Source organism: Ramlibacter sp., assembly GCF_050250995.1.
GTDB lineage: Bacteria > Pseudomonadota > Gammaproteobacteria > Burkholderiales > Burkholderiaceae_C > Ramlibacter.
This window is the reverse complement of record NZ_JBFWNP010000065.1, coordinates 1-25,178: the sequence shown is the minus strand read 5'-3', so window position 1 is coordinate 25,178 and position 25,178 is coordinate 1. Positions and strand designations below refer to the sequence as shown.

General features: G+C 68.3%; 25 protein-coding genes and 2 pseudogenes. 13 read left to right on the top strand and 14 right to left on the bottom strand.

Annotated elements, in window-relative coordinates; translation table 11 throughout:
• A pseudogene (locus tag AB7E83_RS25545) lies at positions 1 to 269 on the top strand (AAA family ATPase); the annotation flags it as partial.
• Between the two features lie 580 nt (positions 270 to 849).
• Positions 850 to 1,908 (top strand): Holliday junction branch migration DNA helicase RuvB, encoded by a 1,059-nt coding sequence (gene ruvB, locus AB7E83_RS25540; RefSeq protein WP_428573855.1) that lies wholly within the window; start codon positions 850 to 852, stop codon positions 1,906 to 1,908.
• A 6-nt stretch (positions 1,909 to 1,914) separates the two neighbouring features.
• On the opposite strand, the gene AB7E83_RS25535 is transcribed toward ruvB, so the two are convergent.
• From AB7E83_RS25535 to AB7E83_RS25505, 7 genes are all read right to left on the bottom strand, one after another.
• Entirely contained in the window at positions 1,915 to 3,114 is a 1,200-nt protein-coding gene (locus tag AB7E83_RS25535) for a DSD1 family PLP-dependent enzyme (RefSeq protein ID WP_428573853.1), read from the bottom strand.
• On the bottom strand, positions 3,083 to 3,727 hold the full coding sequence (locus AB7E83_RS25530; protein ID WP_428573851.1) for a histidine phosphatase family protein: 645 nt from the start codon (positions 3,725 to 3,727) through the stop codon (positions 3,083 to 3,085). Before AB7E83_RS25530 ends, AB7E83_RS25535 begins: the two co-directional genes overlap by 32 nt.
• 109 nt (positions 3,728 to 3,836) lie before the next feature.
• Positions 3,837 to 4,445, bottom strand: a complete 609-nt coding sequence (locus AB7E83_RS25525; RefSeq protein ID WP_428573849.1) for a DUF4136 domain-containing protein — start codon at positions 4,443 to 4,445, stop codon at positions 3,837 to 3,839.
• Between the two features lie 8 nt (positions 4,446 to 4,453).
• On the bottom strand, positions 4,454 to 5,374 hold the full coding sequence (gene ttcA, locus AB7E83_RS25520; protein WP_428573847.1) for a tRNA 2-thiocytidine(32) synthetase TtcA: 921 nt from the start codon (positions 5,372 to 5,374) through the stop codon (positions 4,454 to 4,456).
• 28 nt (positions 5,375 to 5,402) lie between these two features.
• Positions 5,403 to 6,242, bottom strand: coding sequence for a class I SAM-dependent methyltransferase (locus AB7E83_RS25515; protein ID WP_428573845.1), 840 nt, complete (start codon positions 6,240 to 6,242; stop codon positions 5,403 to 5,405).
• Positions 6,236 to 6,604 carry a dihydroneopterin aldolase gene (locus AB7E83_RS25510; protein ID WP_428573843.1) on the bottom strand — a complete coding sequence of 123 codons (369 nt, stop codon included), beginning with the start codon at positions 6,602 to 6,604 and terminating at the stop codon, positions 6,236 to 6,238. Before AB7E83_RS25510 ends, AB7E83_RS25515 begins: the two co-directional genes overlap by 7 nt.
• A gap of 5 nt (positions 6,605 to 6,609) precedes the next feature.
• The gene (locus tag AB7E83_RS25505; protein ID WP_428573841.1) at positions 6,610 to 7,389 is read right to left on the bottom strand and encodes an SDR family oxidoreductase; all 780 of its coding nucleotides are present in this window, start codon (positions 7,387 to 7,389) and stop codon (positions 6,610 to 6,612) included.
• A gap of 17 nt (positions 7,390 to 7,406) precedes the next feature.
• Here AB7E83_RS25505 and AB7E83_RS25500 point away from each other — a divergent pair, with 17 nt between their 5' ends.
• Genes AB7E83_RS25500 through AB7E83_RS25490 form a run of 3 tightly spaced genes read left to right on the top strand, consistent with a single transcriptional unit; the run spans position 7,407 to position 9,663 of the window.
• Positions 7,407 to 8,501 carry a class I SAM-dependent methyltransferase gene (locus tag AB7E83_RS25500; protein WP_428573839.1) on the top strand — a complete coding sequence of 365 codons (1,095 nt, stop codon included), beginning with the start codon at positions 7,407 to 7,409 and terminating at the stop codon, positions 8,499 to 8,501.
• Positions 8,502 to 8,543: 42 nt separating this feature from the next.
• Positions 8,544 to 8,738, top strand: coding sequence for a DUF2905 domain-containing protein (locus AB7E83_RS25495; RefSeq protein WP_428573837.1), 195 nt, complete (start codon positions 8,544 to 8,546; stop codon positions 8,736 to 8,738).
• A 1-nt stretch (position 8,739) separates the two neighbouring features.
• Entirely contained in the window at positions 8,740 to 9,663 is a 924-nt protein-coding gene (locus AB7E83_RS25490; RefSeq protein WP_428573835.1) for an ROK family protein, read from the top strand.
• Here AB7E83_RS25490 and AB7E83_RS25485 read toward each other — a convergent pair.
• From AB7E83_RS25485 to AB7E83_RS25470, 4 genes and pseudogenes are all read right to left on the bottom strand, one after another.
• On the bottom strand, positions 9,636 to 10,835 hold the full coding sequence (locus AB7E83_RS25485; RefSeq protein ID WP_428573833.1) for a multifunctional CCA tRNA nucleotidyl transferase/2'3'-cyclic phosphodiesterase/2'nucleotidase/phosphatase: 1,200 nt from the start codon (positions 10,833 to 10,835) through the stop codon (positions 9,636 to 9,638). The two genes, AB7E83_RS25490 and AB7E83_RS25485, sit on opposite strands and share 28 nt — an antisense overlap.
• 28 nt (positions 10,836 to 10,863) lie before the next feature.
• The gene (locus AB7E83_RS25480) at positions 10,864 to 11,547 is read right to left on the bottom strand and encodes a glutathione S-transferase family protein (RefSeq protein WP_428573831.1); all 684 of its coding nucleotides are present in this window, start codon (positions 11,545 to 11,547) and stop codon (positions 10,864 to 10,866) included.
• An 86-nt stretch (positions 11,548 to 11,633) separates the two neighbouring features.
• Positions 11,634 to 12,131: an MgtC/SapB family protein gene (locus AB7E83_RS25475; protein ID WP_428573829.1), complete on the bottom strand. Its 498-nt coding sequence runs from the start codon at positions 12,129 to 12,131 to the stop codon at positions 11,634 to 11,636.
• Between the two features lie 12 nt (positions 12,132 to 12,143).
• Positions 12,144 to 14,135: pseudogene (locus AB7E83_RS25470) on the bottom strand (transglycosylase SLT domain-containing protein).
• Positions 14,136 to 14,144: 9 nt separating this feature from the next.
• On the opposite strand from AB7E83_RS25470, the gene AB7E83_RS25465 reads away from it, so the two are divergent.
• Entirely contained in the window at positions 14,145 to 14,732 is a 588-nt protein-coding gene (locus AB7E83_RS25465; protein ID WP_428573827.1) for a 5-formyltetrahydrofolate cyclo-ligase, read from the top strand.
• Positions 14,733 to 14,786: 54 nt separating this feature from the next.
• Here AB7E83_RS25465 and AB7E83_RS25460 read toward each other — a convergent pair whose 3' ends face one another.
• Positions 14,787 to 15,770 carry a LysR substrate-binding domain-containing protein gene (locus tag AB7E83_RS25460; RefSeq protein WP_428573825.1) on the bottom strand — a complete coding sequence of 328 codons (984 nt, stop codon included), beginning with the start codon at positions 15,768 to 15,770 and terminating at the stop codon, positions 14,787 to 14,789.
• A gap of 144 nt (positions 15,771 to 15,914) precedes the next feature.
• On the opposite strand from AB7E83_RS25460, the gene AB7E83_RS25455 reads away from it, so the two are divergent.
• From AB7E83_RS25455 to AB7E83_RS25440, 4 genes are all read left to right on the top strand, one after another.
• Positions 15,915 to 16,391: a DUF2917 domain-containing protein gene (locus AB7E83_RS25455; RefSeq protein WP_428573823.1), complete on the top strand. Its 477-nt coding sequence runs from the start codon at positions 15,915 to 15,917 to the stop codon at positions 16,389 to 16,391.
• A 52-nt stretch (positions 16,392 to 16,443) separates the two neighbouring features.
• Complete coding sequence (locus AB7E83_RS25450; RefSeq protein ID WP_428573821.1) at positions 16,444 to 17,052, top strand: TetR/AcrR family transcriptional regulator; 609 nt, start codon at positions 16,444 to 16,446, stop codon at positions 17,050 to 17,052.
• Between the two features lie 43 nt (positions 17,053 to 17,095).
• The gene (locus AB7E83_RS25445) at positions 17,096 to 18,055 is read left to right on the top strand and encodes an MBL fold metallo-hydrolase (protein WP_428573819.1); all 960 of its coding nucleotides are present in this window, start codon (positions 17,096 to 17,098) and stop codon (positions 18,053 to 18,055) included.
• Between the two features lie 107 nt (positions 18,056 to 18,162).
• A complete protein-coding gene (locus tag AB7E83_RS25440) occupies positions 18,163 to 18,480 on the top strand; it encodes a hypothetical protein (RefSeq protein WP_428573817.1) in 318 nt (105 codons plus the stop codon).
• 21 nt (positions 18,481 to 18,501) lie between these two features.
• On the opposite strand, the gene AB7E83_RS25435 is transcribed toward AB7E83_RS25440, so the two are convergent.
• Entirely contained in the window at positions 18,502 to 19,296 is a 795-nt protein-coding gene (locus AB7E83_RS25435; protein WP_428573815.1) for a DUF6279 family lipoprotein, read from the bottom strand.
• Positions 19,297 to 19,386: 90 nt separating this feature from the next.
• Here AB7E83_RS25435 and glmU point away from each other — a divergent pair, with 90 nt between their 5' ends.
• Positions 19,387 to 20,829, top strand: coding sequence for a bifunctional UDP-N-acetylglucosamine diphosphorylase/glucosamine-1-phosphate N-acetyltransferase GlmU (glmU, locus tag AB7E83_RS25430; protein ID WP_428573813.1), 1,443 nt, complete (start codon positions 19,387 to 19,389; stop codon positions 20,827 to 20,829).
• 19 nt (positions 20,830 to 20,848) lie between these two features.
• Here glmU and AB7E83_RS25425 read toward each other — a convergent pair whose 3' ends face one another.
• Complete coding sequence (locus AB7E83_RS25425) at positions 20,849 to 21,322, bottom strand: Lrp/AsnC family transcriptional regulator (RefSeq protein WP_428573811.1); 474 nt, start codon at positions 21,320 to 21,322, stop codon at positions 20,849 to 20,851.
• Between the two features lie 122 nt (positions 21,323 to 21,444).
• Here AB7E83_RS25425 and glmS point away from each other — a divergent pair, with 122 nt between their 5' ends.
• Together glmS and AB7E83_RS25415 are read left to right on the top strand one after the other, a co-directional pair.
• A complete protein-coding gene (gene glmS, locus AB7E83_RS25420; protein ID WP_428573809.1) occupies positions 21,445 to 23,292 on the top strand; it encodes a glutamine--fructose-6-phosphate transaminase (isomerizing) in 1,848 nt (615 codons plus the stop codon).
• Positions 23,293 to 23,362: 70 nt separating this feature from the next.
• The gene (locus AB7E83_RS25415; RefSeq protein WP_428573807.1) at positions 23,363 to 25,057 is read left to right on the top strand and encodes a Fic family protein; all 1,695 of its coding nucleotides are present in this window, start codon (positions 23,363 to 23,365) and stop codon (positions 25,055 to 25,057) included.
• Positions 25,058 to 25,178: the final 121 nt, after the last annotated feature.

Genomic DNA, 25,178 nt, shown 5'->3' with positions numbered 1-25,178 from the left:
TCCCATCGATGATCGATCGAGTTCTACGATTGCGGAAAAAGGGAAGTTTCCTTCGCCAAGTAATAAGCTCGACCCACAGCGAGACTTTGATTGGGGCTGTCCCGGATGTGAGTTCGATTCTGCTACTGGAGCCAGGTGACAACGGCACCACGGTTCGCACTGCAAGTGCGCAAGAGGAAGAGGAGGTTCAGCATGGACTGAATCCAGCTGAAGTACTTCTGCCCCGGACAAGGCCAAGGGGGATCGATCAGATGGGCTTGTTTGCGTGACGCGAGTCCTAGTGGTTGGAGAGGATATGCTTTGCTGTGCGCTGGGCGAACAACTTGTGCGCGCTGCGTTGCCGACGTGGTCATTCGCGCGAGATTCCATCAACACTGCTGGTGTGACAAAGCTGGTTGCCGCTCTGCCTCGGCTCGCCAATCTTGCAAGAAACCTTTACCCAGTCCTATGCGTCGCAGATACAGACGGGAATTGTGTAAGGCACTTACTTTCGAAATGGTTACCTGTAAGTCCGCCAAGCACCTTTGCGCTCCGGTTGGCGGTGAACGAGGCGGAGAGTTGGCTTCTTGGCGATCGAAAAGCCATTGCGAAATTTCTCGACATACCGTTGGCGAAGATCCCCTCACAGCCGGAAACTCTTTCTGATCCTAAGACCGTTCTGCTGCAGCTCGCAAGGCGTTCGAGGAGTCGAACTCTGCGCTCTGAGATGATAAATCGTGATGGAACGAAACCCGGAGCGGGGTACGTTCTCCACCTGAGCGAATTTGCTCGAACGTCCTGGTCCGCTGCAAGAGCGGCAGAAGGTTGCCCAAGCTTGCGGCGGGCAATGCAGAATTTGCAGGCTTGGAGATGACCATCCAAACCGACGACTTCGTGCCCGCGCCGTCGAAGCGCGTGGTGTCGGCCGCGCCCGCATCGCCGAACGAAGAAGCCATCGAACGCGCATTGCGCCCCAAGCTGCTCGACGAGTACGTCGGCCAGGCGAAGACGCGCGAGCAGCTCGAGATCTTCATCGGCGCCGCCCGCAAGCGCGGCGAGGCGCTCGACCACGTGCTGCTGTTCGGCCCGCCGGGCCTCGGCAAGACGACGCTCTCGCACATCATCGCGCACGAACTCGGCGTGAACCTGCGCCAGACCTCCGGCCCCGTGCTGGAGAAGCCCAAGGACCTCGCCGCGCTGCTCACGAATCTCGAGAAGAACGACGTGCTCTTCATCGACGAGATCCATCGCCTGTCGCCGGTGGTGGAGGAAATCCTGTACCCCGCGCTCGAGGACTACCAGATCGACATCATGATCGGCGAGGGGCCGGCCGCCCGCTCGATCAAGCTCGACCTGCAGCCATTCACGCTCGTCGGCGCGACCACGCGCGCGGGCATGCTGACCAATCCGCTGCGCGACCGCTTCGGCATCGTCGCGCGGCTGGAGTTCTACACGCCCGAAGAGCTCGCGCGCATCGTGACGCGCAGCGCCGGCCTGCTCACCGTGCCCATCGATGCGGCGGGCGCGGCCGAAATCGCGAAGCGCTCGCGCGGCACGCCCCGCATCGCCAACCGCCTGTTGCGCCGCGTGCGCGACTACGCCGAAGTGAAGGGCGACGGCCGCATCGAGGAAGCGATCGCGCACAAGGCGCTGGCCATGCTCGACGTCGATCCGCAGGGCTTCGACGTGATGGACCGCAAGCTGCTGGAGGCGGTGATCCACCGGTTCGACGGCGGCCCCGTGGGGCTCGACAACATCGCGGCGTCCATCGGCGAGGAGCGCGACACGATCGAAGACGTGATCGAGCCTTATCTCATCCAGCAGGGCTACCTTCAGCGCACGCCGCGCGGCCGCATCGCGACGGTCGCCGCCTACCGCCACCTCGGCGTCGTGCCGCCGCGCGGCGCGGGCGAACTCTTCGGCGAGTAGCCGCCCTCAGGTCAGCGCGCCGCGCGCGTCGACGCGGATGATGCGCGACACCTCGCCCTGTTCGAGGCCGCCGGTCACGCCGACCAGGAAGTCGTGCAGGTTGACGGTCGGGTCGCAATGGCCGGGAATCAGCCACACGACGTCGTCGATGCGGGGCACGGCAACGCCCGCGCCCGCGGCCGGCCGCAGGATGCCGTGCTCGTCGCCGCCGTTGAAGTAGTCGAGCGTGGGCTCGCCCGAAAACGAATGAACCCTGGGCAGCCCCGAATCGATGGCATGGCTCTTGTGGCCCGCATCGCAGACCGCGTGCTGCAGGCCCGAGCTGATCACCTGCGACTTCACGAAGAGGGCGTGCTCGAAATGCGGCTGGGCGGGATCGCGTTCGTTCGCCGCGTAGTCGGCATCCATGAACATGAACGAGCCCGCCTGCAGTTCGCCGTAAAGACCGCTCGCCGCCTCGCACACCATGCTGCCCGTGCCGGCCCCGGTCACGAGGTCCACGGGAACGCCTTCCTTCTCGATCAGGCTGCGCGTGAACTTCGTGTCCTGCACCGCGGCGGCGATGGCATCGCGCCGCGCCTGCGGCGAGCGCAGGTGCTGCGCCTTGCCGTGGTACGCCTGCAGCCCGGCGAAGCGCAGCGCGGGATGCCTGCGAATTTCGTGGACGAGGCCCACGGCCTGCCGGCCGGGCGGAATGCCGCATCGGCCCTGCCCCACGTCGAGCTCGACGAAGACGTCGATGACGGCCGGCGCCGGTGCATGCGGACGTGCCTCGTTCATCGCCTGCGCGAGTCGCGTGACGCCTTCGATGCTGTCCACCGCGATCGCGAGCTGGCCGTTCTCGGCCGCGACGAGGTGCGCCAGTGCGGCCACGCGCGCGAGCTTGCCCGGCGCCACGACCTCGTTGGTGATGTAGACGTTGTTCACCCCGCCAGCCACCATCGCCTCGGCTTCGGCCGTCTTCTGCACGCACACGCCGACGGCGCCCGCCTGCATCTGGAGCTTGGCGAGCGCCGAGCTCTTGTGCATCTTCGCGTGCGGACGCCAGCGCATCTCGTGCTTCTTCGCGAACTCGGCCATGCGGCCCAGGTTGCGCATGACGGCGTCGAGGTCCACCACGAGGGCGGGCGTGTCGATGGCTTCCACGCCCGATCCGACGATGGCCCGCAGGGATTCAGAAAGACGTGTCTTCGTCGAAGGCCGCATGGTCGAGGTGCTGGGTGTCGGACCAGCCGACGAGGGTGAAGCCCTCGGGCGTCCAGAGAAGCCGATTGATGGCGCCGTTGGGCAGTTGCCAGGTGCGTGGCGAATTCACTTCCTGCCCGGTGGCGATGCGATAGAGCGTGTCGAGCACGCCCCCGTGCGCGACCACGACGATCTGGCGGCCGCCGTGGTGCGAGGCGAGATCCTGCACCGTGCGCTGCACGCGCTCGCGCAACTGCAGCAGCGACTCGCCACCCTCGGGCGGCTCCCATTCGGGAATGCGCTTGCGCCAGTCGCGCGCGTGGTCGGGCCAGACATTCTGGATTTCGTCGAAGGTCTTGCCCTCGAACATGCCGAAGCGGCGTTCGCGCAGGCCCTGGTGCGGGATGACCGGGAGCCCGGTCGAGGTGCCGATGGCGCGAGCCGTCTCGTGGGCCCGGCCGAGGTCGCTGGAGTAGACCGCGCTGATTTCCTCGCCGGCCAGCGCCGCGCCCACCCGGCTGGCCTGCCAGCGGCCCGTGTCGTTGAGCTGGATGTCGAGCTGCCCCTGGATTCGGGCATCGACGTTCCAGGCGGTCTCACCATGCCGGACGGCGATGATGCGGGTGGCTTCCATGGCGACCCATTGTAGGGAGCGATGCGGTTTGCTGCCGGGCCCGGCAGCGTCCGCTGGTCGGTGTTGCGTTTCGAATCGTGGCGCCCCGTCGAAAGGCGGGCGCGATCCGTTAGCGCGGCGCGGCGGCCGGCGCCCCGACGTGGATGTCCACGCGGCGCAGGCCTTGCGGCGCATTCGGAAAGCCTTGCAGGGCCGCATCGAACATCGCCGGAAGGACGGAAGCGTTGTCCAGCCACGGCCCGTCGTTCGCGGCCCGGGTCTCGTAGACCACCTTGTTCCCGGCCAGTTCGCGCACGACGAGGCCGACCTCGCGCCGATACCAGGGCGACTCGAGCCGGCCCAGTCCGCCGCCGATGCCCCAGCGCCGGCCGCTGAATCCCCAACCGAAACCGAAGCGGTCCCAGGGGTCGGAATAGGGCGAAGGAACGCGCTCGACGCGCGCCGTCACCTGCACGCTGTAGCGCGGCTGGGAATCGTCGCGGCGGAACCCCGCCTTGTGCAGCGCCGGGTCGGCGAGCGCCTCGAGCTGCGACTGCACGGGGTCGGCGGACTGGGACGGCAGGCGCTCGAACCGGTACGTGGCCGGCGAGGGCACGGCCGTGAGGTGCGAAAACGACTGCACGTTGTTGTCGAGCAGGTAGCCGGTGGCGCAGCCCGTCAGCGCCAACGCGAAACCGGCGAGGACGGCGGCGCCCGCCCGCCGCAGCACGCTTCTCATGGAAAACCTCACAGCTTGATGACTTGCAGGAGCGGCAGCGCGGCAGGTTCGGCAAATTCTTCCGTGTCGAAGGCCTTGTCGCCCTCGGGGTCCGCCACGCCCGTGGCTGTGAGAGTCGCGAAATCGTGAAGCGTTCCGTCAGCGAGATGCGACGGGACGACGTTCTGCAGCGCGTGCAGCATGTTGTCGAGGCGGCCGGGGTGCTTGCGCTCCCACTCTCGCAGCATCGCGCCCACCTGCTTGCGCTGCAGGTTCTCCTGGCTGCCGCACAGCGTGCAGGGAATGATGGGGAAGCGCCGCTGCTCGGCCCAGCGCACGAGGTCCTTTTCGGCGACGTAGGCCAGCGGGCGGATCACGACGTTGCGCCCGTCGTCGCTCTGCAGCTTGGGCGGCATCCCCTTGAGCTTGCCGCCGAAGAACATGTTGAGGAAGAAGGTCTGCAGCATGTCGTCGCGGTGGTGGCCCAGCGCGATCTTGGTCGCGCCCAGCTCGCCGGCCACGCGGTAGAGGATGCCGCGGCGCAGCCGGCTGCAGAGGCTGCACATCGTCTTGCCTTCGGGAATCTTGTCCTTCACGATGGAGTAGGTGTCCTGCTCCTCGATGTGAAAGGGCACGCCCAGCTGCTTCAGGTAGTTGGGAAGCACGTCGGCGGGAAAGCCCGGCTGCTTCTGGTCGAGGTTGACGGCCACGAGCTCGAAGTCGATGGGCGCGCGCTGGCGCAGCTTCATCAGGATGTCGAGCAGGGCATAGCTGTCCTTGCCGCCCGAGAGGCACACCATCACCTTGTCGCCGGCCTCGACCATGTTGTAGTCGACGATGGCCTGGCCCACCTGGCGGCACAGGCGCTTTTCCAGCTTGTGGGCCTCGCGCTCGATTTTTCGCTCGGGCGACAGCGATACGGGTTCGTCGGCGTTCCAGAGGGCACTCATGGGCTGGATTGTCCCACCGGCCGCAATCTCAGGCGGACTTCAGGGCCGCCCAGTACCGCCGCGCGTAGCGCCGCTTCAGCGCCGTCTCGCCCGGCCCGAAGTACCCGTGCATCTCGAACACCCGCGAAAAGCCCGCCCGGATCAGCAGCTCGACGTGCGAGTCGGTGTCCATCCACATCGACGTGGCATTGCCCACGGACGACTCCGCCTGCGTCACGTCCTCGGCGTAGTCGCGCCAGCGGATCGTCGTGCCGCCGGCGTCGCGCGAGCGCAGCGGCGACAGCGAGCCGCGAAATTCGCATTCGGCCAGTTCGACGTCCTCGGGCGCCACGTGCGTGTCGAGATACAGCAGTCCGCCCGGCGCGGTCAGTTCCGCGAGCTGCACGATGTACGCGGCGGGATCGTCGAGGTGATAGAGCAGGCCGGAGCAGACGACGACGTCGAACCTGCGACCGGGCCGGAATTCGCGGACATCGGCCTGCAGGAACGCCATCTCGCCCTCCGCCCGGAAGTGATCGCGCAGCAGCAGCGCACGGTCGAGGTTGTCCTGCCGGACTTCGACGCCGAGCACCTGCAGTCCCGCGCGCCACAGCTCGAAGGTCAGGCCGCCCTCGAGGCAGCCGAGGTCGACGGCGGATTTGCCACGGGGACCGCCGGGCAGATACAGGTGGAGCGCATCGTGGATGGCGCGCGTGCGCGGGGACGCTTCGATCAGGGGCTCGCCGGGCCGGGTGCAAAGGGTGGGCGTCAGCGGGACGTTGTGGGAGATGAACTTCGCTTCGCGAAGGCGCTGCAGCACCGGCGTCTCGCCCGCCGCCGCGACCTCCCGGATTCGCGCTTCGATCGCAGGGTCGTACCGGTTCACCACGTCCCGCTCTCCATCCGGATCGCCACCTCGCAGTCGTCGAAGATCTCGAGCTTCACGATGCGCACGCGCACGCCCAGCACGCCGGGCAGTTGCAGCAGCCGGTTCGACAGCTTGCCGATCAGGCTTTCGAGCAGGTTCACGTGCTCCGCGGTGCATTCCTCGATGATGATGCGTCGCACCTTGCGGTAGTCGAGCACATGCCCGATGTCGTCGTCGCGCGGCAGGAGCGGCTGCAAGCCGAGGTTGAGCTCGGCGTCGACGAGGATCGGCTGCGGCGCGTCCTTTTCGTGGTCGAGGATGCCGAGGCTCGCGTCGAACCGCAGCCCGGCGAGCGAAAGAATCTGGTTGCCGGACGATGCCATGGCGGTCACATGTGGGAGAAGTCGCGCTCGAAGCGCATGAGGTGCTGGCCGCCGTCGACGAGCAGCGTCGTGCCCGTGACCGACGCATTGTCCAGCGCGAAGCGCACGGCCGCCGCGACGTCCTCGGGCGTGGACGAACGGCCGAGCGGCGAGAGCTTGTGCAGCTGCTCGAAGCGCTCCTGCGACAGGAGGTGGCTCGTGAGCGTGAGACCCGGCGCGACGCCGACCACGCGCACGCGCGGCGCGAGCGCGGTGGCGAGCATCGTGGTCGCGGCGTGCAGCGCGGCTTTCGACAGGGTGTAGCTGAAGAAGTCCGGATTCATGTTCCAGAGCTTCTGGTCGAGCAGGTTCACGACCGCGCCCTGCGCGTCGCGTTGCGCGAGATGCGCGTGCAGCGCCTGCGCCAGCGCGACCGGCGCGGCGGTGTTCGTACGCGCATGGGCTTCCATGGCGGCGTACGAGAACGAGTCGGCGTCGTCGTGCTCGAAGAGGGATGCGTTGTTCACCACGGCATCGACGCTGCCGAACGCGGCGACCGCCCGCGGCAGCAGCGCGCGCGTCTGCGATTCGTCGGCGAGGTCGGCGCGGAAGGCCTTGAAGCGCCGGCCCGGCGCGCGGCGCATGCATTCGTCGACGGTGTCGTCCGCCTCGGCCCGCGAGCCGCGGTAATGGACGGCCACCTGCCAGCCCGCCTCGGCCAGCGCGAGCGCGATCGCGCGGCCGAGCCGGCGGGCACTGCCCGTGACGAGCACGGTGCGCGGGGGCGCCGGGGCGTCGTTCGTCATTCGCGGACAATCGGGAAGTGAATCATGGCGAGGCAAGTGTAGCGAGCGCTCTCGAAGCGCTGATCGTGCGGCAGGTGGCGCGGGCCGGCGGCTGGCTGCCGTTCGACCGGTTCATGGCCAGTGCCCTCTATGCGCCGGGGCTGGGCTACTACGCGAATGCATCGCGCAAGTTCGGCACGATGCCCTCCTCGGGCAGCGATTTCGTGACGGCGCCGGAGATGAGTCCGCTCTTCGGCCGTGCGCTCGCGGTGCAGGTCGCGGAGGCGTTGGAGAAGACCGGCACGCGCGAGGTATGGGAGTTCGGCGCGGGCAGCGGCGCGCTGGCCGCGCAATTGCTCGAAGCCCTCGGGACGAGCGCACGCCGCTACACCATCGTCGAGTTGTCCGCGAGCCTGCGCGAGCGGCAGCGCGAGCGGCTCGCCCGCTTCGGCCAGCGCGTGCGGTGGGTCGACCAGTTGCCCGAGCGCTTTTCGGGCGTCGTGGTCGGCAACGAAGTGCTCGATGCGATGCCGGTGAAGCTCCTGGTGCGCAAGGGTGGAACCTGGCATGAACGGGGTGTTGCCCATGCGGGCGATGCACTGGCGTGGGAGGATCGGCCCACGGACCTGCGGCCGCCCGTCGAGGTGGCCGGACCCCACGACTACCTGACGGAGATCCATCCGCAGGCCGAGGCCTTCGTGCGCACGCTCGCGGACCGCCTGGAGCGTGGCGCGGCGTTCTTCCTCGATTACGGATTCCCCGAGTCCGAGTACTACCACCCGCAGCGCCACATGGGCACACTGATGTGCCACCGCGGCCACATGGCCGACACCGAGCCGCTGGCCGAGCCGGGGCAGAAGGACATCACCGCGCACGTCAACTTCACCGGCATCGCCGTCGCCGCGCAGGAAGCGGGGCTCGCCACGCTGGGCTATACGTCGCAGGCGCGCTTTCTCGTGAACTGCGGCATCGTGCCGCTCATGGCGGCGGCGGACGCGAAGACGCGCATCGCCGCGCAGCCGCTCATCGCCGAGCACGAGATGGGCGAACTCTTCAAGGTTCTCGCGCTGCACAAGGGCCCCTTCTGGGATGCGCGCGGTTTCGGCGAAGGCGACCGCACTCACACCCTGTGACGCCGAAAACGCGGCACACTCGAACACGAAAGCCCCCGCCCCATGATTCGATGGATCATCGTCGTCTTCCTCGCGCTCGTGCTGATCAGCTGGTTCACGCCGCTGTTGCAGCGCCTCGGGTTCGGCAAGCTGCCCGGCGATTTCCGCTTCAGGCTGTTCGGGCGGGAATGGTTCATTCCGCTGACCACCACGCTGCTGCTCAGCATGGTGGCGGCAATAGTTTCCAAATTCATATGACATGAAGGCCTGCATCGACATCGGCGGCACCAAGGTCGCCGTCAGTCTCAACACCGGCGAGGGGCTCGATCTCATCGCGCGCCGCGCGGAGCCGACCGCCAAGACCGGCACGAACGATGCGCTCGCGGCGCAGTTGCTGCGCATGGTCGACGAAGCCTGTGCCGAGGCCGGCATCGCGCCGCGCGACGTGCGCAAGGCGGGCGTGTCCTCATGTGGCCCGTTCGTGCTGCGCGATGGCCTGGTCGAACTCGCGGCGCCCAACATCTGCGGCGGCCTGGCGGGCCCGGAGCGCGGCCTGCCGAACGACTGGACGACCGCCTTGCTGGAGGCGCCGCTGCGACAGCGCTTCACGGACGTGCGGGTCGAGAACGATTGCGTCGCCGCGCTCGAGGCCGAGCGGCGCTGGGGCGCGCTGCAGGGCTTCGACCACTGCGCCTACGTGACGTGGAGCACCGGCGTCGGGGTGGGTCTGTGCGTGGACGGGCGCGTGCTGCGCGGCAAGAATGGCAATGCCGGCCATGCCGGGCACATGTTCGTGAGCGAAAACGACGATGCGCTGTGCGGCTGCGGCAACGTCGGCGACCTGGAGGCCCTGGTCGCGGGCAATGCGGTGGCGCGGCGATTCGGCGCGGATGCGGCAACGCTCATGCAGCGCGCGCGCGCGGGCGACGCGGCGGCCGGGGCCACCGTCGACGAGCTGTGCCGCATCATGGGGCGCGGGCTCTACAACCTCGTCTGCACGCTCGACCTGCAGCGCATCAGCCTGGGCGGCAGCGTGTTCTTCCATAACAGGGAGTTGCTGTTGCCGCGCCTCTCGGCACAGTTGGCCGGGCGCTTTCCGGCGCTGACCGAGGGATGCGATTTCGTGCCGGCGGGCCTGGCCGACGCGGTGGGGGATTACGCGGCGTTGGCGCTGGTGGCCTGATCGTCGTCGCCGCGAAGCCGCAGGCCCAGGGCGGCGGCGATGGCTTCGACGCGGGCGCGATGGATCGCTTCGCCGACCGCGGGCCCCGAGCGGCCGCGTCGCTGCGCCTCGGCCGCAATCGCCGCGGTGCCGACCCGCTGCGCCGCCTGCAGTGCGAACCGAAGGCGATGCGCCCAGGCGTCCCCGACGCTGGCGTCGACCGCCGCATCGAACTCGCAGACGGCGAGCAATTCGCCGAACCGCTGCGGCTTGCGCAGGGCGTCGCTGCGCTCCAGCAACTGCATCAAGCCTTCGGCGTCGAGTTCGGCGCTCGCCCGCACATTCGATCGCTCCCGCACCGCCAGCTCCGCGAGGTCGCGGCAATCGGTGGGCACGCGCAGTCGTTCGCACAACCCACGCACGGCCGCGCCGAGATCGAGCGTCAGGCAGGCGAACCGGACGGGGAGCGACGCCGTGACGGCAGCATCGGCGCCTTGACGATCCACGGTGGACGATGCGGAGGCCGCGACGTCGATGCGCCGCGCCCAGCGCGACGAAGCGACGGACGAAAGCTCGGGCAGCAGGCGCTCCAGTGCGCCGCACTGCGCGAGGACTTCGAACATGCGCGACGGCTTCGCCTCCATCAGGCCGCGCGCCAGTTCCTGCCACACCCTTTCCGCCACGAGCGCATCGACCTCGCCCACCGCCACCATCTCGCGCATCAGCGCCATCGTCTCCGGCGCGATGGAGAAGTCGGCCAGCCGTGCCGAGAATCGCGCCACGCGCAGGATGCGCACGGGGTCTTCCCGAAAGGCAAGCGTCACATGGCGCAGCACTTTCGCGTCGAGATCGCGCTGGCCGCCGTACGGATCGACGAGCGTGCCGTCCTCGTCGCGGGCCATCGCGTTGACGGTGAGGTCGCGCCGCGCGAGGTCCTGTTCGAGCGTCACTTCCGGCGCGGCGTGGAAGGCGAAGCCGTGGTAGCCGCGCGCGGTCTTGCGCTCGGTCCGGGCGAGCGCGTATTCCTCGCGCGTCTGCGGATGCAGGAACACGGGGAAATCCTTGCCGACCGGCAGGTAGCCGGCCTCGGCCATCTGCTGCGGCGTCGCGCCCACGACGACCCAGTCGCGGTCGCTCACCGCGCGCCCGAGGAGGGCATCGCGCACGGCGCCGCCGACCACGAAGCTTTTCATGGCGGCAGTGTAAGCCGCGCCCGGTGCTTCAACGTGCCGTGCGGTACGGCTCCTCGAAGTCGAGGAAGTCCTTCTCGGCGAGCGCGTCCTCCACCCATGCCTTCACGCCGGGCAGCGCCTCCACGCGGCGGATGTAGTCGGCGATGGCGCCCGGCACCGGCAGGGCATAGTTCTTCAGGCGGAAGCAGACCGGCGCGAAATACGCGTCGGCCGCGCTGAACTGGCCGAAGAGCATCGGGCCGCCGTGTTCCTCGAGCAGGCGCGTCCACATCGAGACGATGCGCTGCACGTCCGTGCGCACGGCGGGGTGGTCGCGCCAGGCGAGCGCGCCGGCCTGCGGCAGCGACGCCTCGAGGTTCATCGGGCAGTGCGTGCGCAGCGCCGAAAACCCCGAATGCATTTCGGCGCAGACGCTGCGCGCACGCGCGCGGGCCTTCGCGTCCGTCGGCCACACGGCGCGGTCGGGGAATTTCTCGGCCACGTATTCGACGATCGCCAGCGTGTCCCACACCGCGAAACCGTCGTCCACCAGCACCGGCACGCGGCCGGCGGGGTTGACCTGCAGCACGGCCTCCTTGAAACGCGAGTCGGTGTCGAACGAATCGAACCGCACCTTCACCTCCTCGAAGGCGATGCCCGCCTGCCGCAGCAGCACCCAGGGCCGCATGGACCAGGAGGAGTAGTTTTTGTTGCCGATGTAGAGCTCGAGCATGTGCGCCTCTTCGATAGGGGGTGCCGCATGCTAGCGGGACGGCGCCGGGCGATTGATGCCAAAAGAGCCGGCGATTGATGCGGCCCTCAGCCGGTCGGCCCGTCGCCGCTGCGTTGCTTCAGGCGGCGCAGGGGCCGCTCCAGCATCAGGATGCCGAGCACGAGCAGCGTCGCGATGATCGCGGTGGATTCGCGGCCCAGACCGATGGCGACGCCGATGGCGCTGGTCATCCACAGGCCGGCCGCGCTGGTGAGCCCGGTAACCTGCTCGTCGTCGCTGTTCGATTTGAGGATGCTGCCCGCGCACAGCAGGCCGACGCCCGCCAGCAGGCCCTGGATCACGCGGCTCAGGGACTCCATGTCCATGCCGCCTTGCTGGGGCACGAGCACGAACAGGGCCGAGCCCAGCGCGATCAGCATGTGCGTGCGGATGCCCGCCGGCTTGCCGTGCATTTCGCGCTCGAGGCCGATCAGTCCGCCGAGCAGCGCGGCCAGCAAGGTGCGGATGACGAGTTGCGTCACCTGGCGCACATCCGCCACGTCGCGGAATTCGGCGGCGGCGGTGGCCGCGACGATCTCCCACATCGCCGGCCGTCCTCAGGGCAGGTCGCGATTGGGCTCGGCGCCGCCGTCGCGCGGCCCCACCGTGCCCAGGCGCGCGCGCAAGGACTGCGGCTGGCCGGAGATGAGCGCCGCGTAAGTGGTTGTGTTCGCAAGCACCTTCTTCACGTAGTCGCGCGTCTCGTGGAAGGGAATGTTCTCCGCCCACGCCGCGGCTTCCATCGTCGGTCCGTTGCGCCAGTTGCGCGGCCGCCCCGGCCCCGCGTTGTAGGCGGCGGCGGCCATGGGCATCGAGCCGGCAAAGTCGTCCAGCACCAGCTTCAGGTAGCCGGTGCCGATGGCGATGTTGGTCTCGCGGTCGTTCAGCTGCTCGATGGCGAAGTTGTTCAGGCCGATCTTGCGCGCGGTCCAGCGCGCCGTGGCGGGCATCACTTGCATCAGGCCGGAAGCGCCGACGTGGGAGCGGGCGTTCATGATGAAGCGGCTCTCCTGGCGGATCAGTCCGTACACGTAGGCGGGGTCCAGCCCGATCTGCTGGCTGCGCCGCACCACCGCTTCGCGGAAAGGCATCGGAAAGCGCTGCTCGTAGTCGAACTCGGCGCGGGTGCGCTCGCTCGTGTTGATGCAGCGGTCCCACACCTCGCGGTCGCAGGCGAACTGCGCGGCCGCGAGCAGTTCGCGGTCGTTCATGCCGCCTTGCCGATGCAGGTTGGTCGCGTAGTTCCATTCGCGCACGCCTTCGGGCCGCAGACCGATGCCGATGGCGTACACGGCCCGGTTGAGCGACTCGTTCTGCCGCGCGCCCTCGCGCTCGGCGTCGGTCAACGCCGCGGCCTTCACCGGCGGCACGATCTTGTGGCCGAGCGCCTCCATCGCGAGCTGCTCGTAGAAGCCGCGCGGCGAGGCGATGGATTCGAGCAGCCGATGCGCCTCCGCGCGATTCGCCTCGCCCGGATTCGCGGGGGCGAGCAGCGCGCGCGCCTTCCAGTAGACCCAAGCGGGGTCCTGCCTCGCTTCGTCGCTCATCGCGTTCACGGCGCTCAGGATCGCGGGCCACTGCGGCGTGCGACCGGCGCGCAGCGCGGCGCGGACCTTCCATGCGAGCGCGTCGTCGGACAGATGGCTGTCGCGCGACACGCGGGTGTACGGCGACAGCGCATCGGTCATCAGCTTCTGCGCCGCCTGCTTGCCGATCACGCCCCAGATCCAGTCGCGCTCCTCGGGGGGCATCTGCGGGCCCCACTTGCTGTCGAGTTGCGCCGCGGCCTGGTCGGGCTCGGTGGTCGCGAGCTTGATGAGCGCCAGGCCGATCATTTCGCGCCGCACCCGCGAAGCGGCGCTCACGCGGGCCGAGAGGAAGCGCGCCGGGCTCGCATTGAGTTCGGCGAGCTGGTCCATCGCCTCGGGCGCGACGATCTGCACGGCGCCGGCCGCGGCGCGTGGCCGGTTGTTTTCGATGGCAAGGCGCGCCTAGCGCCAGGCAACCGCCGTGGTCATGCGGCCCGCGCCGCGCCCTTCGCCGATGAGCCGGCTGGCGGCGAGGGTGCAGGCGTCGTCGGCGTCGCGCTGCGCGAGCCAGAGGCGGCGCACCTCGTCGTGCAGCGAGGCGGGCGCGGCGGCGCCTTCGCGCAGGTGCTGCACCAGCAGGGCATAGCAGCGCACGCTCGCGTCGTCGCGCATGCGATAGCGCGGGTACTCGTCGATGAAGGTGTCCCACTGGCGGCGCGAACCCAGCAGCAGCAGCCAGTCGTTGCGCAGGCGGTCTTCCTGGTAGGTGCCGGGATAGCGCGCGTAGAAATTCTGGACCTCCTGCGCGTTCGCGGTGTCGAGGCGCGCGCGCAGTTCCCAGTAGGCGGCCCACGGTTCGAGCGCATGATTGCGCGCCTGCGGCAGCAGTTGCGCCAGGCGCGCCTTGTTGCCCTGGCGGTAGGCCTGGTGCATGTCGAGGATGACGTCGTCGCGGGGCTGTGCCGAGGCGCCCGTGGCCAGCAGCACGCACAACGATGCCAAAATGGTTCTCGATTTCATCGGACGATTATGGACAAGTCGGAAGAAAAAAGGGCTTTGCGCAAGCGGCTCATCGAACAGCGCCTGGACATGCCGGACCGGCTCAAGCGGGCCGACCTCCTGCAGCAGGTGATGCGCGTGTGGCTCATCGGCCGGCCCGACACCGTGATCGGCGCCTACTGGCCGATCAAGGGCGAGTTCGATCCGCTGCCCGCGCTGCACCGCTGGAAGGAAGACGGCGAACTGATCGACCAGCCGCAGATGCGCCGCATCGGCCTGCCGGTCGTCGACAAGCTGCATGGGACCCTCAAGTTCCACCAGTGGTTCCCCGGCTGCCCGATGGAAGAGGACGCCTACGGCATTCCCAAGCCGAAGGACACCGAGGTGGTCGTGCCCACGCTGCTGTTCGTGCCCTGCGTCGGCTATGGCGCGGGCGGCTACCGCCTCGGCTACGGCGGCGGCTTCTATGACAAGACGCTCGCCACGCTCACGCCGAAGCCCCACACCGTGGGCCTGGGCTACGCGAACGGCCTGCTGCCGGACCTGCAGCCCGAGCCTCACGACGTGCCGCTCGATGCGATCCTGAACGAGCTCGGCGTCGTCTGGCCGATGAATTGATCCGCCATTCCCGCGAAGGCGGGAATCCAGTGCTCCCGTGTTCCGGCGCCGCCCTCAGTCGATGTTGTCCACGGTATCCGGATCGGGCACTTCCCCGATCGTCTGCCGCGTGATCCGGCTCTGCACGCGCAGCCATTCGCAGAACGCGCGAATCTCGGGCCGCTGCGCGCTGCGCGGGCCGACGATGAGCCAATACGCCATCGGCGAATCCATGCGCAGGGCGGGCAGCGGCTCCACCAGGTCGCCGTTGGCCAGGCTTTCGGCCACGAGCGGCAGCCGCGCGAGCACGAGGCCTTGCCCCGTCAGCGCCGCCTGCACCATCTGGTATGCATAGTTGAAGTAGAGCCAGCGGCGAGGCTGCAGCCGGCTGAGGTTGTGCTCGTCGAGCCAGCGCCGCCACGAAATCCACTGCAGGTGCGTCTGGTGCGCATCGCCCGCCTCGATCAGCGTGAACTGCGCGACGTCGTCGGGCTTGCGGAACGCCACGCCGTCCTTCAGCAGCCAGGGGCTCGCGACCGGCGTGAGCTGCTCGCCGAAGAGCCGCACCGCGTTGGCCGGCATGGTCGCCATCGGACCGTAGCGCAGGGCGAGGTCCACGTCGGCGACGTCGAGGTCGACGGTGGCATCGGACGCATCGATGCGGATGTCGATGTCCGGGTTGTCGCGCTGGAACTGCTCCATGCGCGGAATGAGCCACATCGAGGCGAAGGACGCGAAGGTCGTGAGCGCCACCGAGCGGCGCCCGGCGCTGTGGCGGATCTGCCGCACGGCGTTGTCGATGCGCGGGAGCGATTGCGACACGGCGGTCAGGAGTTGCGCACCGGCGCTCGTGAGTTCGACCGCGCGCGTGTGTCGCAAAAAGAGGCCGACGCCCACTTCCTCCTCCAGCGACTGGATCTGCCGGCTGACGGCCGACTGGGTGAGCGCCATCTCCTCGGCGGCGGCGCGGAAGTTGAGGTGCCGGGCGACCGCCTCGAAGGCGCGCAGATGCCCCGCCGAGATCGGCCGGGTCCGCAGATGGGTCTGGGAATGCTGCATGGCGAGTGTCGGGACTTGTCGGCAGGCCTCGGGCAATTGATGCGAGTTGCGAATCAATAGCGTACCGGGATTTCATTGGACCGCCAAGCGCGCGTCGCCGATCATTCAATGCCGATAACGCAAGAACGCCCCTGGAGAGAAACCATGAACGCGACCCGCCTCGCTCCCCTGCACGACGCTGCTGCTGCGCCGCTTCCCGGCACCTGGAAGCTCGCCGCCGGCCGGGCGATCACGCTGCAGCCTTTGCAGCGCGGGACGCTGAAGGTGGCGCATGGCCGCCTGTGGGCCACGTTCGACGGTCCGCACGGCATCCACCCCGACGACGCGGGCGACCTCGTGGTCGAAGTCGGCGAGGCCGTGACCATCGCGCCCGGACAGCGCGTGGTCATCGAGTCGTGGGGCCGCGGCCGCACCGCCTATTTCAGCTGGGACCCGGTGGCCGAGGTCGCCGTTGCACGCGGCCTGGCGTGGGGCGAAATGGTGCAGCCGCTCGCGGACCTGCGTCGCGCCACGGGCCTCGTCGTGCAGGCGGCGGCCCGCGTCGTGACGGTGCTCGTCCGGGTCGCGGCCGATGCCGTGCTGCCCCGCAAGCCGATTCCCGCCGGGGTCTGCAGGACCTGACCCGTCGTTTGCGCCGGCTCGGGGATGACTCCCTTGGCCATAATCGGCGCGAATGGCCCGTCCCAAGTCCCAGCAGCACGACCTGCGTCGCGAGGAGATCCTCGATCTCGCGGCGCAGTGCTTCGCGCAGCGCAGTTATGCGGCGGCCAGCATGAACGACATCGCCACCGCCACGGGCATGTCGAAGGCGCGGCTGTATCACTACTACGACGGCAAGGAAGCGATCCTGTTCGACCTGCTCGACCGCTACACGCAGCGGCTGCTCGCGATCATCGGACAGGCCGAGGCCAAGGCCCAGCGGCGCAACCTCGATGACCGCGCCGCGCTGCACGAACTCGTGCGCGCCTTCCTCGAGGAATACGAGCACTCGGCCACGCGGCACGTGGCCTTGCTTCACGACGCGAAATTCCTCGGCGATGCGCAGCGCGAGATGATCCTCGACCGCCAGCGCGACGTCGTCTCGGCCATGACGCGGTTCCTGCGGCGCGCCTATCCGCGGCGGCTGAACGAGCAGAACCAGACGGCTTTGACGATGATGCTGTTCGGCATGATCAACTGGACCTTCACCTGGCTGCGCCCCGACGGGCCGCTCAGCTACGCGGCGTTCGCGGACGAGGTGATCGGCCTGCTCGAGCACGGCATGCAGGAGACGGCGGCATGAAGCCGCTGCCCATTTGACTTTTCACCTTGAGAGGACCGTTCCCATGTCCAAGGCATTCGCGAGCCAGGCCGACCTGGCCGACAAGAAAGTGACCTTCGAGCAGTTGTCCCCGCACTGCTGGGCGTACACGGCCGAGGGCGACCCGAACTCCGGCGTCATCATCGGCGACAAGTTCATCATGGTCAGCGACGCGACGGCGACGCCGGCGATGGCCCGCGACCTCATCGCGCAGATCCGCCGCGTGAGCGACAAGCCGATCAAGTACGTGCTGCTCACGCACTACCACGCGGTGCGCGTGCTCGGCGCGAGCGCGTATGCGGCCGAAGGCGCGAGCGAGATCATCGCGAGCCGGGGCACGCACGAGCTGATCGCCGAGCGCGGCAAGGAAGACATGCAGTCGGAGATGGAACGCTTCCCGCGCCTGTTCCGCAACGCCGAGTCGGTGCCGGGGCTCACGTGGCCGACGCTCGTGATCGACGGCAAACTCACCGTCGACCTGGGCGGCGTGAAGGCGCAGATCTGGTCGCCGGGGCCGGGCCACACGCGCGGCGACACCATCGCATGGGTCGAGCAGGAAAAAGTGCTGTTCTCGGGCGACCTCGTCGAGTACGAGGCGGGCGTCTACACCGGCGACGCGCATCTTGAGGAGTGGCCCGCCACGCTGGAGGCACTGCGTGCGCTCGGTGCGCAGGCCATCGTGCCCGGCCGCGGCGAAGCGATGAAGGGCGCGGACAACGTCCACAAGGCGCTCGACTACACGAAGCGCTGGGTCGAGACGCTCTATCGCTGCGCGCGCGAGGCGGCGGCCGCGAACATGGACCTGAAGGCCGCGATGGCGCACACGCGCAAGGCCATGGACCCGGTGTTCGGCCACGTGTTCATCTATGAGCATTGCCTGCCGTTCGACGTGAGCCGCGCCTGGGACGAGGCGCGCGGCATCAAGAACCCGCGCATCTGGACCGCCGAGCGGGACAAGGAGATGTGGGCCTCGCTGCAGGATTGAATTGGGTGAGAAAGTCGTAGGCGCTCTCCCACAGCGCCGCCGTGCGGCGGACGACACCGGACCTCCTGACGCCTCCTTAAGCTGAGGCGCAATCAAGGAGACTCCGCATGAACGAAAGATCCCGCCCCCTCCAGCAACAGCAGCAATCCTCCGGCCGCGGCGACCGCCAGCAGCAGCAGGCGGGCGGCACCGACTTCCAGTCCCGTCCGAGCGCCCAGCAGGGCGGCTCGCAGGACGATTCGAAGATCGAGGGCGAAGGCAGCTACACCGCCACGCGCGACTACAACGAGCGCACGAGGAACTACCTCGACAAGGCCGACGTGCAGAAGGATGCGGAGGCCGCCAAGCCCCGCTCCGAGCAGGAAGCGCGCGAGCTCGAGCAGGCCGAGCGCGAAGGCAAGTCGCACGCCCGCGGCGAGCGCTGATCGAGGGCCGCGGCGAACATTTCAGTCCGCCGCCGCGAGTTCGCGGAAGTCGCGCTGCCATCCGCGCAGCCGCCGCGCCGCATGCGCGCGCTGTTCGGGCGTCGTCAGCGCGTGCATGGCCGCGCTGAAGCGGCAGCCTTCCTCCAGCATCGCCTCCTGATAACGCGCGTACTCCGGATCGGGTGAGCGCTTCACGCGGTCGATGTATCCGCGAAGCAAGGCCCGCGACTGCGCCGTCGTGACGCCGGGTTCGCGCATGCGTCGGAGCGTGTTCAGCAGGTCCTGCTGGCGCCGCTGCCGCTCGCGCAGCATGCGCGGCGCATCGAAGATCGACTGGGCGATCGCCTGGCGCAAGGCGGCGCGCTGGCCGTCCTCGATGTTGCCGTAGACCATCTCGAACCGGTCGACCCAGGTCTTCTCCTGCTTCTCGCGCGCGCGCACCGGCGACTCGACCATGTCCTTGCGGAAATCGGCGTTGTTGCGGCCGTACTTGCGTTCGAGATGTCGCATCTGATCGGGCGAGAACGTGGCCGCGATGGCCGCGGCCGCCGGCTCCGCCTGCATCGCCACCGCCTCGATGCGCGCCTGGATTTCCGGGGCGAACGCACAGGCCTGCGCCGCGGTCACGGGGCCGGTGGCGATCTTCTCCATGCGGCCGAGCAATTCGACGGCGCGCGGCAGCTCCGTGGCGCGATGCCAGCGGTGCAGCCGCGCGAGCTCCTGGCGCACCGCCAGGTCCTGCTCGTCGGTGAAGTCGAAGTAGCTGTCGAGCCACCAGTACGACAGCTCGGGCAGGCTGCCGTAGCCGAATCGCACGGCGCTGCAGCCTGCAAGGCTTGCCGCGAGCAGGAGCGCCGCGATAATCCGGGACGGCCCGCAACGGGCGAACCTGGCAAAGGGAGTCTCATGGCAGCGGTCGATCTGGTGGTTCATTCGAGTGGCGTGCGTTCGACGGCGGTCGATGTCGTCATCATGGCGGCGGGCAAGGGCACCCGCATGAAAAGCCGGCGTGCGAAAGTATTGCACCCCCTGGCCGGTCGCGCACTCATCGACCATGTGATCGACGCCACGGCCGGGCTGGAAGCTCGCCGGGTGATCGTCGTGACGGGCCATGGCGGCGACGAGGTCGAAGAGGCATTGCGCGCATCTTCCCTGCGCGCGCATCGCCCGGTGCCGACCTTCGTCACGCAGCAGCCGCAGCTGGGCACCGGGCATGCCGTGCAACAGGCGGTGCCCGCGCTCGGCGACGACGGCATCGCGCTCATCCTCAATGGCGACGTGCCCCTCATCCAGGGCGGCACGCTGCAGACGCTGGTGGAGCGCTGCGGCGGCGAGCGGCTGGCGCTGCTCTCGGTGGACATGCCGGACCCCACGGGCTACGGCCGCATCCTCCGCAGCGGCCAGGCCGTGTGGGGCATCGTGGAGCACAAGGACGCCACCGAGGCGCAGCGCGAGATCCAGGAGGTCTACACCGGCTTCATGGCCGTGCCCAACGCGCTGCTCAAGCGCTGGCTGCCGCGCCTGAAGAACGACAACGCGCAGGGCGAGTTCTACCTGACGGACATCGTCGCGATGGCCGTGAAGGACGGCGCGGACGTCGTCGCGGTGAAGGCCGTCGACCGCCTGCAGGTCGACGGCGTGAACAGCCCGCGCCAGCTCGCGGATCTCGAGCGGACCTTCCAGCTGCGCCAGGCCCAGGACCTGATGGATCGGGGCGTGCGCCTCGCCGACCCCGCGCGCTTCGACCTGCGCGGCCGCCTCGAATGCGGGCAGGACGTGGAGATCGACATCAACTGCATCTTCGAGGGCAACGTCTACCTCGGCGACGGCGTGAAGATCGGGCCGAACTGCTGCATCTCGAACGCGCACATCGAGGCGGGCGCGCAGATCCACGCCTACACGCACATGGCCGGCGACGCCAGCTCGGGCGTGCAGGTCGGACCGGGCGCGCTCGTCGGGCCGTTCGCGCGGCTGCGCGCGGGCGCGAACCTCGGCGCCGACGTCCACATCGGCAACTTCGTCGAAGTGAAGAACTCCACGCTGGCCGCCGGCGCGAAGGCGAATCACCTCGCCTACGTTGGCGACGCCACGGTGGGCGAGCGCGTCAACTACGGCGCGGGCAGCATCACGGCCAACTACGACGGTGCCAACAAGCACAAGACCGTGATCGAGAACGATGCCCATATCGGCAGCAACTGCGTGCTGGTGGCGCCGGTGCGCATCGGCGCGGGCGGCACCGTCGGCGCGGGTTCGGTCGTGACGAAGGACACGCCCGCCGATGCGCTCACTGTCGCGCGCGGCAAGCAAGTCAGCATCGCGAACTGGCAGCGGCCGAAGAAGGGCGGCTGAGGGCGGCCGCGCGGGCGCTTCAGCGCAGCGCCACGCGCGGTGCGAACTTCGCGCGCTTGACCGAGAAGAAAGCCTTCACGTTGCGCACGTTCGCGTCGCTCGTGAAGAGCCGCTGCGCGAGCGCGAGGTATCCGGGCATGTCGCGCGCATGCACCACGAGCACGAAGTCGGGACCGGGCGAGACGCGGTAGCACTGCTGCACCGCGTTGTCCGCGCTCACCCGCGACTCGAATTCCTCCTGTGCCTCCGCGCCCTGCCGGTCGAGCGTGATCTCCACGATCGCTTCGAGGCCGTGGCCCACCGCGGCCGCGACCCGCTCGGGGTCCAGGATCGCGATCTCGCGCGCGATCAGGCCCGCATCGCGCAAGCGCTTCACGCGCCGCAGGCACGTCGGCGGGGACACGTGGACGCGACTCGCCAACTCCTGGTTGGAGACGGAGCTGTCTTCCTGCAGCATCTCAAGAATGTGAATGTCGATTCCGTCGATGTCCATTTTCTGAAATCATATTACGACGATCATGGATGAGCAGCTTTTATTTCAAATTCTCGTCAATTTTGAATGCCGATTCCTCGGGTGAGCCTCTAAAGTCGATTCATTCCAGGGAGGTTTTCATCATGTGCGGCATCGTCGGCGCGGTCTCTACCCGCAACATCGTCCCCATCCTCGTGCAGGGGCTGCAGCGTCTCGAATACCGGGGCTACGACTCCTGCGGCGTCGCGGTCTACGCCGACGGCCTGAAGCGTGCGCGCAGCACGGCGCGCGTCGCCGAGCTCCTGTCGCAGGTGGAGAGCGAACACATCGAAGGCACCACCGGCATCGCCCACACGCGCTGGGCCACGCACGGCGCGCCCGCGGTTCACAACGCGCACCCGCACTTCAGCCACGGGCCCGGTGCGTCCGCGCCTCAGGGGCCCGGCCGCGTCGCGGTCGTCCACAACGGCATCATCGAGAACCACGACGAACTGCGCGCGGCGCTCAAGGCCAAGGGCTACGTCTTCGCGAGCCAGACCGATACCGAGGTGATCTGCCATCTCGTCGACAGCGTGTACGACGGCGACCTATTCGAGGCCGTGAAGACCGCGATCGCGAAACTGCACGGCGCGTATGCCATCGCGGTGTTCTGCAAGGACGAGCCGCATCGCGTCGTGGGCTCGCGCGCGGGCTCGCCGCTCGTGCTCGGCGTGGGCAAGGAGGGCGAGAACTTCCTCGCCAGCGACGCAATGGCGCTCGCGGGCGTGACCGACCAGATCGTGTACCTGGAGGAGGGCGACTTCGTCGACCTGCAACTGGGCCGCTACTGGATCGAGGACCGCACGCGCAAGGCCGTCACGCGCCCGGTCAAGACCGTGCAGGCGCACAGCGGCGCGGCGGAGCTCGGCCCGTACCGGCACTACATGCAGAAGGAAATCTTCGAGCAGCCGCGCGCGATTTCGGACACGCTCGAAGGCGTTCACGGCATCGTGCCGGAGTTGTTCGGCGATGGCGCGCACCGCATCTTCAAGGATGTCGAGTCGGTGCTGATCCTCGCCTGCGGCACGAGCTACTACAGCGGCTGCACCGCGAAGTACTGGCTGGAGAGCATCGCGAAGATCCCGACGCAGGTCGAGATCGCAAGCGAGTACCGCTATCGCGAAAGCGTGCCGCTGCCCAGGACGCTGGTGGTGACGATCAGCCAGTCCGGCGAGACGGCCGACACGCTGGCGGCGCTGCGGCACGCGCAGTCCCTCGGCATGGAGAACACGCTGACGGTGTGCAACGTGTCGACTTCGGCGATGGTGCGCGAATGCAAGCTCGCCTACCTCACGCGCGCCGGCGTCGAGATCGGCGTCGCGTCGACCAAGGCGTTCACCACGCAGCTCGCCGGCCTGTTCCTGCTGACCCTGGCGCTCGCGCAGGCCAAGGGCCGCCTCACCGAGTCGCAGGAGGCCGAGCACCTGAAGGCGATGCGCCACCTGCCGGCCGCGCTCTCCGCCGTGCTGGCGCTGGAGCCGCAGGTGATCAGCTGGGCGGAGGACTTCGCGCGGATGGAGAACGCGCTCTTCCTCGGGCGCGGCATGCACTACCCGATCGCCCTGGAGGGCGCGTTGAAGCTCAAGGAGATCAGCTACATCCACGCCGAGGCCTACCCGGCGGGCGAACTGAAGCACGGCCCGCTCGCGCTCGTCACGAGCGACATGCCGGTGGTGACGGTCGCGCCGAACGACGCGCTGCTGGAGAAGCTCAAGAGCAATATGCAGGAAGTGCGCGCGCGCGGCGGGGTGCTGTACGTGCTGGCCGACTCGGACTCGAAGATCGAGAGCGAGGAAGGCATCCACGTGATCCGCATGCCCGAGCACTACGGCGCGCTGTCGCCGCTGCTGCACGTGGTGCCGCTGCAGATGCTGGCGTATCACACGGCGCTGGCGCGGGGGACGGATGTGGACAAGCCGCGGAATCTGGCGAAGAGCGTGACGGTGGAGTGAGGGGCGCGGATGGGTGACCGCCTTGCGGCCATGCCGGTGACATTCAGGGATGCACGGCGACGAGGGCGGCTTGCTGCTCGAAGCCGTTGCAGGGCGATTTTTGGCGCCAAGCCCGATATTCGAACGTTTTTTGGCAAGCTACATCGATCGAGCGCAAAATCGCGGGATGGAAGCCCCTGAAGATCTCGTTGGAGGCGCTTGGCTTGCCAGAAAGTACGGCCTCGAACTGGTCATGCCCCTCGCCACGGTCAGTCGCGTGGGCGGAAGGCGTGCGTCGCACTCGGAGGACGGCATCACGCGTGAAACCTTCGTCGAAGCGATGCGGCCGCAGACGTCGCTCCGTGGCCATCTGACGTTCTACCTGAAGCACGAAGCGCCGCATCTCGAGTTCCTGTCGAGGCTGTTCGAAAGATGCGACCCGCGCGAACTCGTGGACTGGTACATGAGCGAGCCCACGGGTCAGTATGTCCGCCGTGCCTGCTTCCTGTACGAGTGGCTCACGGGCCGGCAACTTGCCGTTGAACCCTCGGCAACGGTGGCGTATGTGGATGTGCTCGATGCGGACCGCGTCGTCGCCGCTTCCCCGGACGTGGCGACCGCCAATCGCCGCTGGCGGGTGCGCGACAACATGCCCGGAACGCCGGCCTTCTGCCCGATCGTTCGCAAGACGCCGCAGGTCGTGGAGAGCATGGCGCTCGACGTGGCGGGGCTGCTCGCGGATCTGGGACGCGAGTTCGGCGAGGACCTGCTGATGAAGTCGGCCGTCTGGATGACGCTGCGAGAGAGCCGCTCGAGTTTCGAGATCGAGGGCGAGGCCGACGCGGCCGATCGCATCCAGCGGTTTGCCGGCGTTCTGGGACGGCGCACGGGGCAGGGCGACCTGCCGCTCGCGGAGGCCGCGCTCGCCGAGTTGCAGTCCGAAATCCTGGGTCGCCAGACGTCGCTGCGGCAGTTCGGCATTCGCAGCTCTCCCGTCTTTGTCGGCGAAGTCCGCAACTATCAGGAGATCGTGCATTACGTGGCCCCGCCGCCCGAAGACCTTCGGCCGATGCTGGCGGGCATCGCGACCTTCATCGAGAGGACGAAGGGCCAGTCGCCTATCATGCGCAGCGCCGTGGCGGCATTCGGCTTCGTGTACATCCATCCACTCGCGGATGGCAACGGCCGCATCCACCGTTTCCTGGTCAACGACCTGCTCCGCCGCGACGGCGTCGTGAAGGAACCGATCATCCTTCCGGTCTCCTCCCATATCGACAGCGACGGCGCGCAGCGGCACGCTTATGACCGCATCCTCGAGGTCATCTCCAGGCCGCTCATGATTTCGCTTGCGGGGCACTACGCGTTCGGCGAGCGCATCGCCTACCCGGATGGCATCACCTCGAACCTGTTGTTCACGGGCGATGCGAGCGCAAGGCATGTCTGGCGCCTGATGGACCTGAGTGCCCATGTCACGTACCTTGCGGACGTGGTGGAACGTACGATCAAGGAGGAAATGCGCGAAGAGTCGCGCCATATGCGCAACCATGCACGGGCGCGTGTGGCGATCAAGGACATCATCGAAATGCCGGATGCGCAGATCGATCGGATCATCCGCTCGATCGACGCCGGCAAGGGTGTCCTGACGCATGCCCTGACCAAGGAAATCCCGGCGTTGGAGAACGATGGCGTCTGGGATCGGGTCGTCGCTGCGGTGAAATCCTCATTCGGGGACACGCCGTCCGGACCCATGGCGATCCGTTATGGGCCAGGACGGCGACCGGGCTAGGAGTGTGGGCGGCAGAAGGGAGTGGCGCGCCCCGGACCGGGACGGGGGCGACCCCTTCCGCGAATGTCCCCCGTCGCGCGCGTGCGCGCTCCTCCTCCTTTACTTCGCTGCAGGGGCCACC

Excerpts from the sequence above, each read along its gene's own strand:
- ruvB (WP_428573855.1), top strand. The coding sequence starts at position 850 with ATGACCATCCAAACCGACGACTTCGTGCCCGCGCCGTCGAAGCGCGTG.
- AB7E83_RS25535 (WP_428573853.1), bottom strand. The coding sequence starts at position 3,114 with ATGCGGCCTTCGACGAAGACACGTCTTTCTGAATCCCTGCGGGCCATC.
- AB7E83_RS25530 (WP_428573851.1), bottom strand. The coding sequence starts at position 3,727 with ATGGAAGCCACCCGCATCATCGCCGTCCGGCATGGTGAGACCGCCTGG.
- AB7E83_RS25525 (WP_428573849.1), bottom strand. The coding sequence starts at position 4,445 with ATGAGAAGCGTGCTGCGGCGGGCGGGCGCCGCCGTCCTCGCCGGTTTC.
- ttcA (WP_428573847.1), bottom strand. The coding sequence starts at position 5,374 with ATGAGTGCCCTCTGGAACGCCGACGAACCCGTATCGCTGTCGCCCGAG.
- AB7E83_RS25510 (WP_428573843.1), bottom strand. The coding sequence starts at position 6,604 with ATGGCATCGTCCGGCAACCAGATTCTTTCGCTCGCCGGGCTGCGGTTC.
- AB7E83_RS25505 (WP_428573841.1), bottom strand. The coding sequence starts at position 7,389 with ATGACGAACGACGCCCCGGCGCCCCCGCGCACCGTGCTCGTCACGGGC.
- AB7E83_RS25495 (WP_428573837.1), top strand. The coding sequence starts at position 8,544 with ATGATTCGATGGATCATCGTCGTCTTCCTCGCGCTCGTGCTGATCAGC.
- AB7E83_RS25490 (WP_428573835.1), top strand. The coding sequence starts at position 8,740 with ATGAAGGCCTGCATCGACATCGGCGGCACCAAGGTCGCCGTCAGTCTC.
- AB7E83_RS25485 (WP_428573833.1), bottom strand. The coding sequence starts at position 10,835 with ATGAAAAGCTTCGTGGTCGGCGGCGCCGTGCGCGATGCCCTCCTCGGG.
- AB7E83_RS25480 (WP_428573831.1), bottom strand. The coding sequence starts at position 11,547 with ATGCTCGAGCTCTACATCGGCAACAAAAACTACTCCTCCTGGTCCATG.
- AB7E83_RS25475 (WP_428573829.1), bottom strand. The coding sequence starts at position 12,131 with ATGTGGGAGATCGTCGCGGCCACCGCCGCCGCCGAATTCCGCGACGTG.
- AB7E83_RS25465 (WP_428573827.1), top strand. The coding sequence starts at position 14,145 with ATGGACAAGTCGGAAGAAAAAAGGGCTTTGCGCAAGCGGCTCATCGAA.
- AB7E83_RS25460 (WP_428573825.1), bottom strand. The coding sequence starts at position 15,770 with ATGCAGCATTCCCAGACCCATCTGCGGACCCGGCCGATCTCGGCGGGG.
- AB7E83_RS25455 (WP_428573823.1), top strand. The coding sequence starts at position 15,915 with ATGAACGCGACCCGCCTCGCTCCCCTGCACGACGCTGCTGCTGCGCCG.
- AB7E83_RS25450 (WP_428573821.1), top strand. The coding sequence starts at position 16,444 with ATGGCCCGTCCCAAGTCCCAGCAGCACGACCTGCGTCGCGAGGAGATC.
- AB7E83_RS25445 (WP_428573819.1), top strand. The coding sequence starts at position 17,096 with ATGTCCAAGGCATTCGCGAGCCAGGCCGACCTGGCCGACAAGAAAGTG.
- AB7E83_RS25440 (WP_428573817.1), top strand. The coding sequence starts at position 18,163 with ATGAACGAAAGATCCCGCCCCCTCCAGCAACAGCAGCAATCCTCCGGC.
- glmU (WP_428573813.1), top strand. The coding sequence starts at position 19,387 with ATGGCAGCGGTCGATCTGGTGGTTCATTCGAGTGGCGTGCGTTCGACG.
- AB7E83_RS25425 (WP_428573811.1), bottom strand. The coding sequence starts at position 21,322 with ATGGACATCGACGGAATCGACATTCACATTCTTGAGATGCTGCAGGAA.
- glmS (WP_428573809.1), top strand. The coding sequence starts at position 21,445 with ATGTGCGGCATCGTCGGCGCGGTCTCTACCCGCAACATCGTCCCCATC.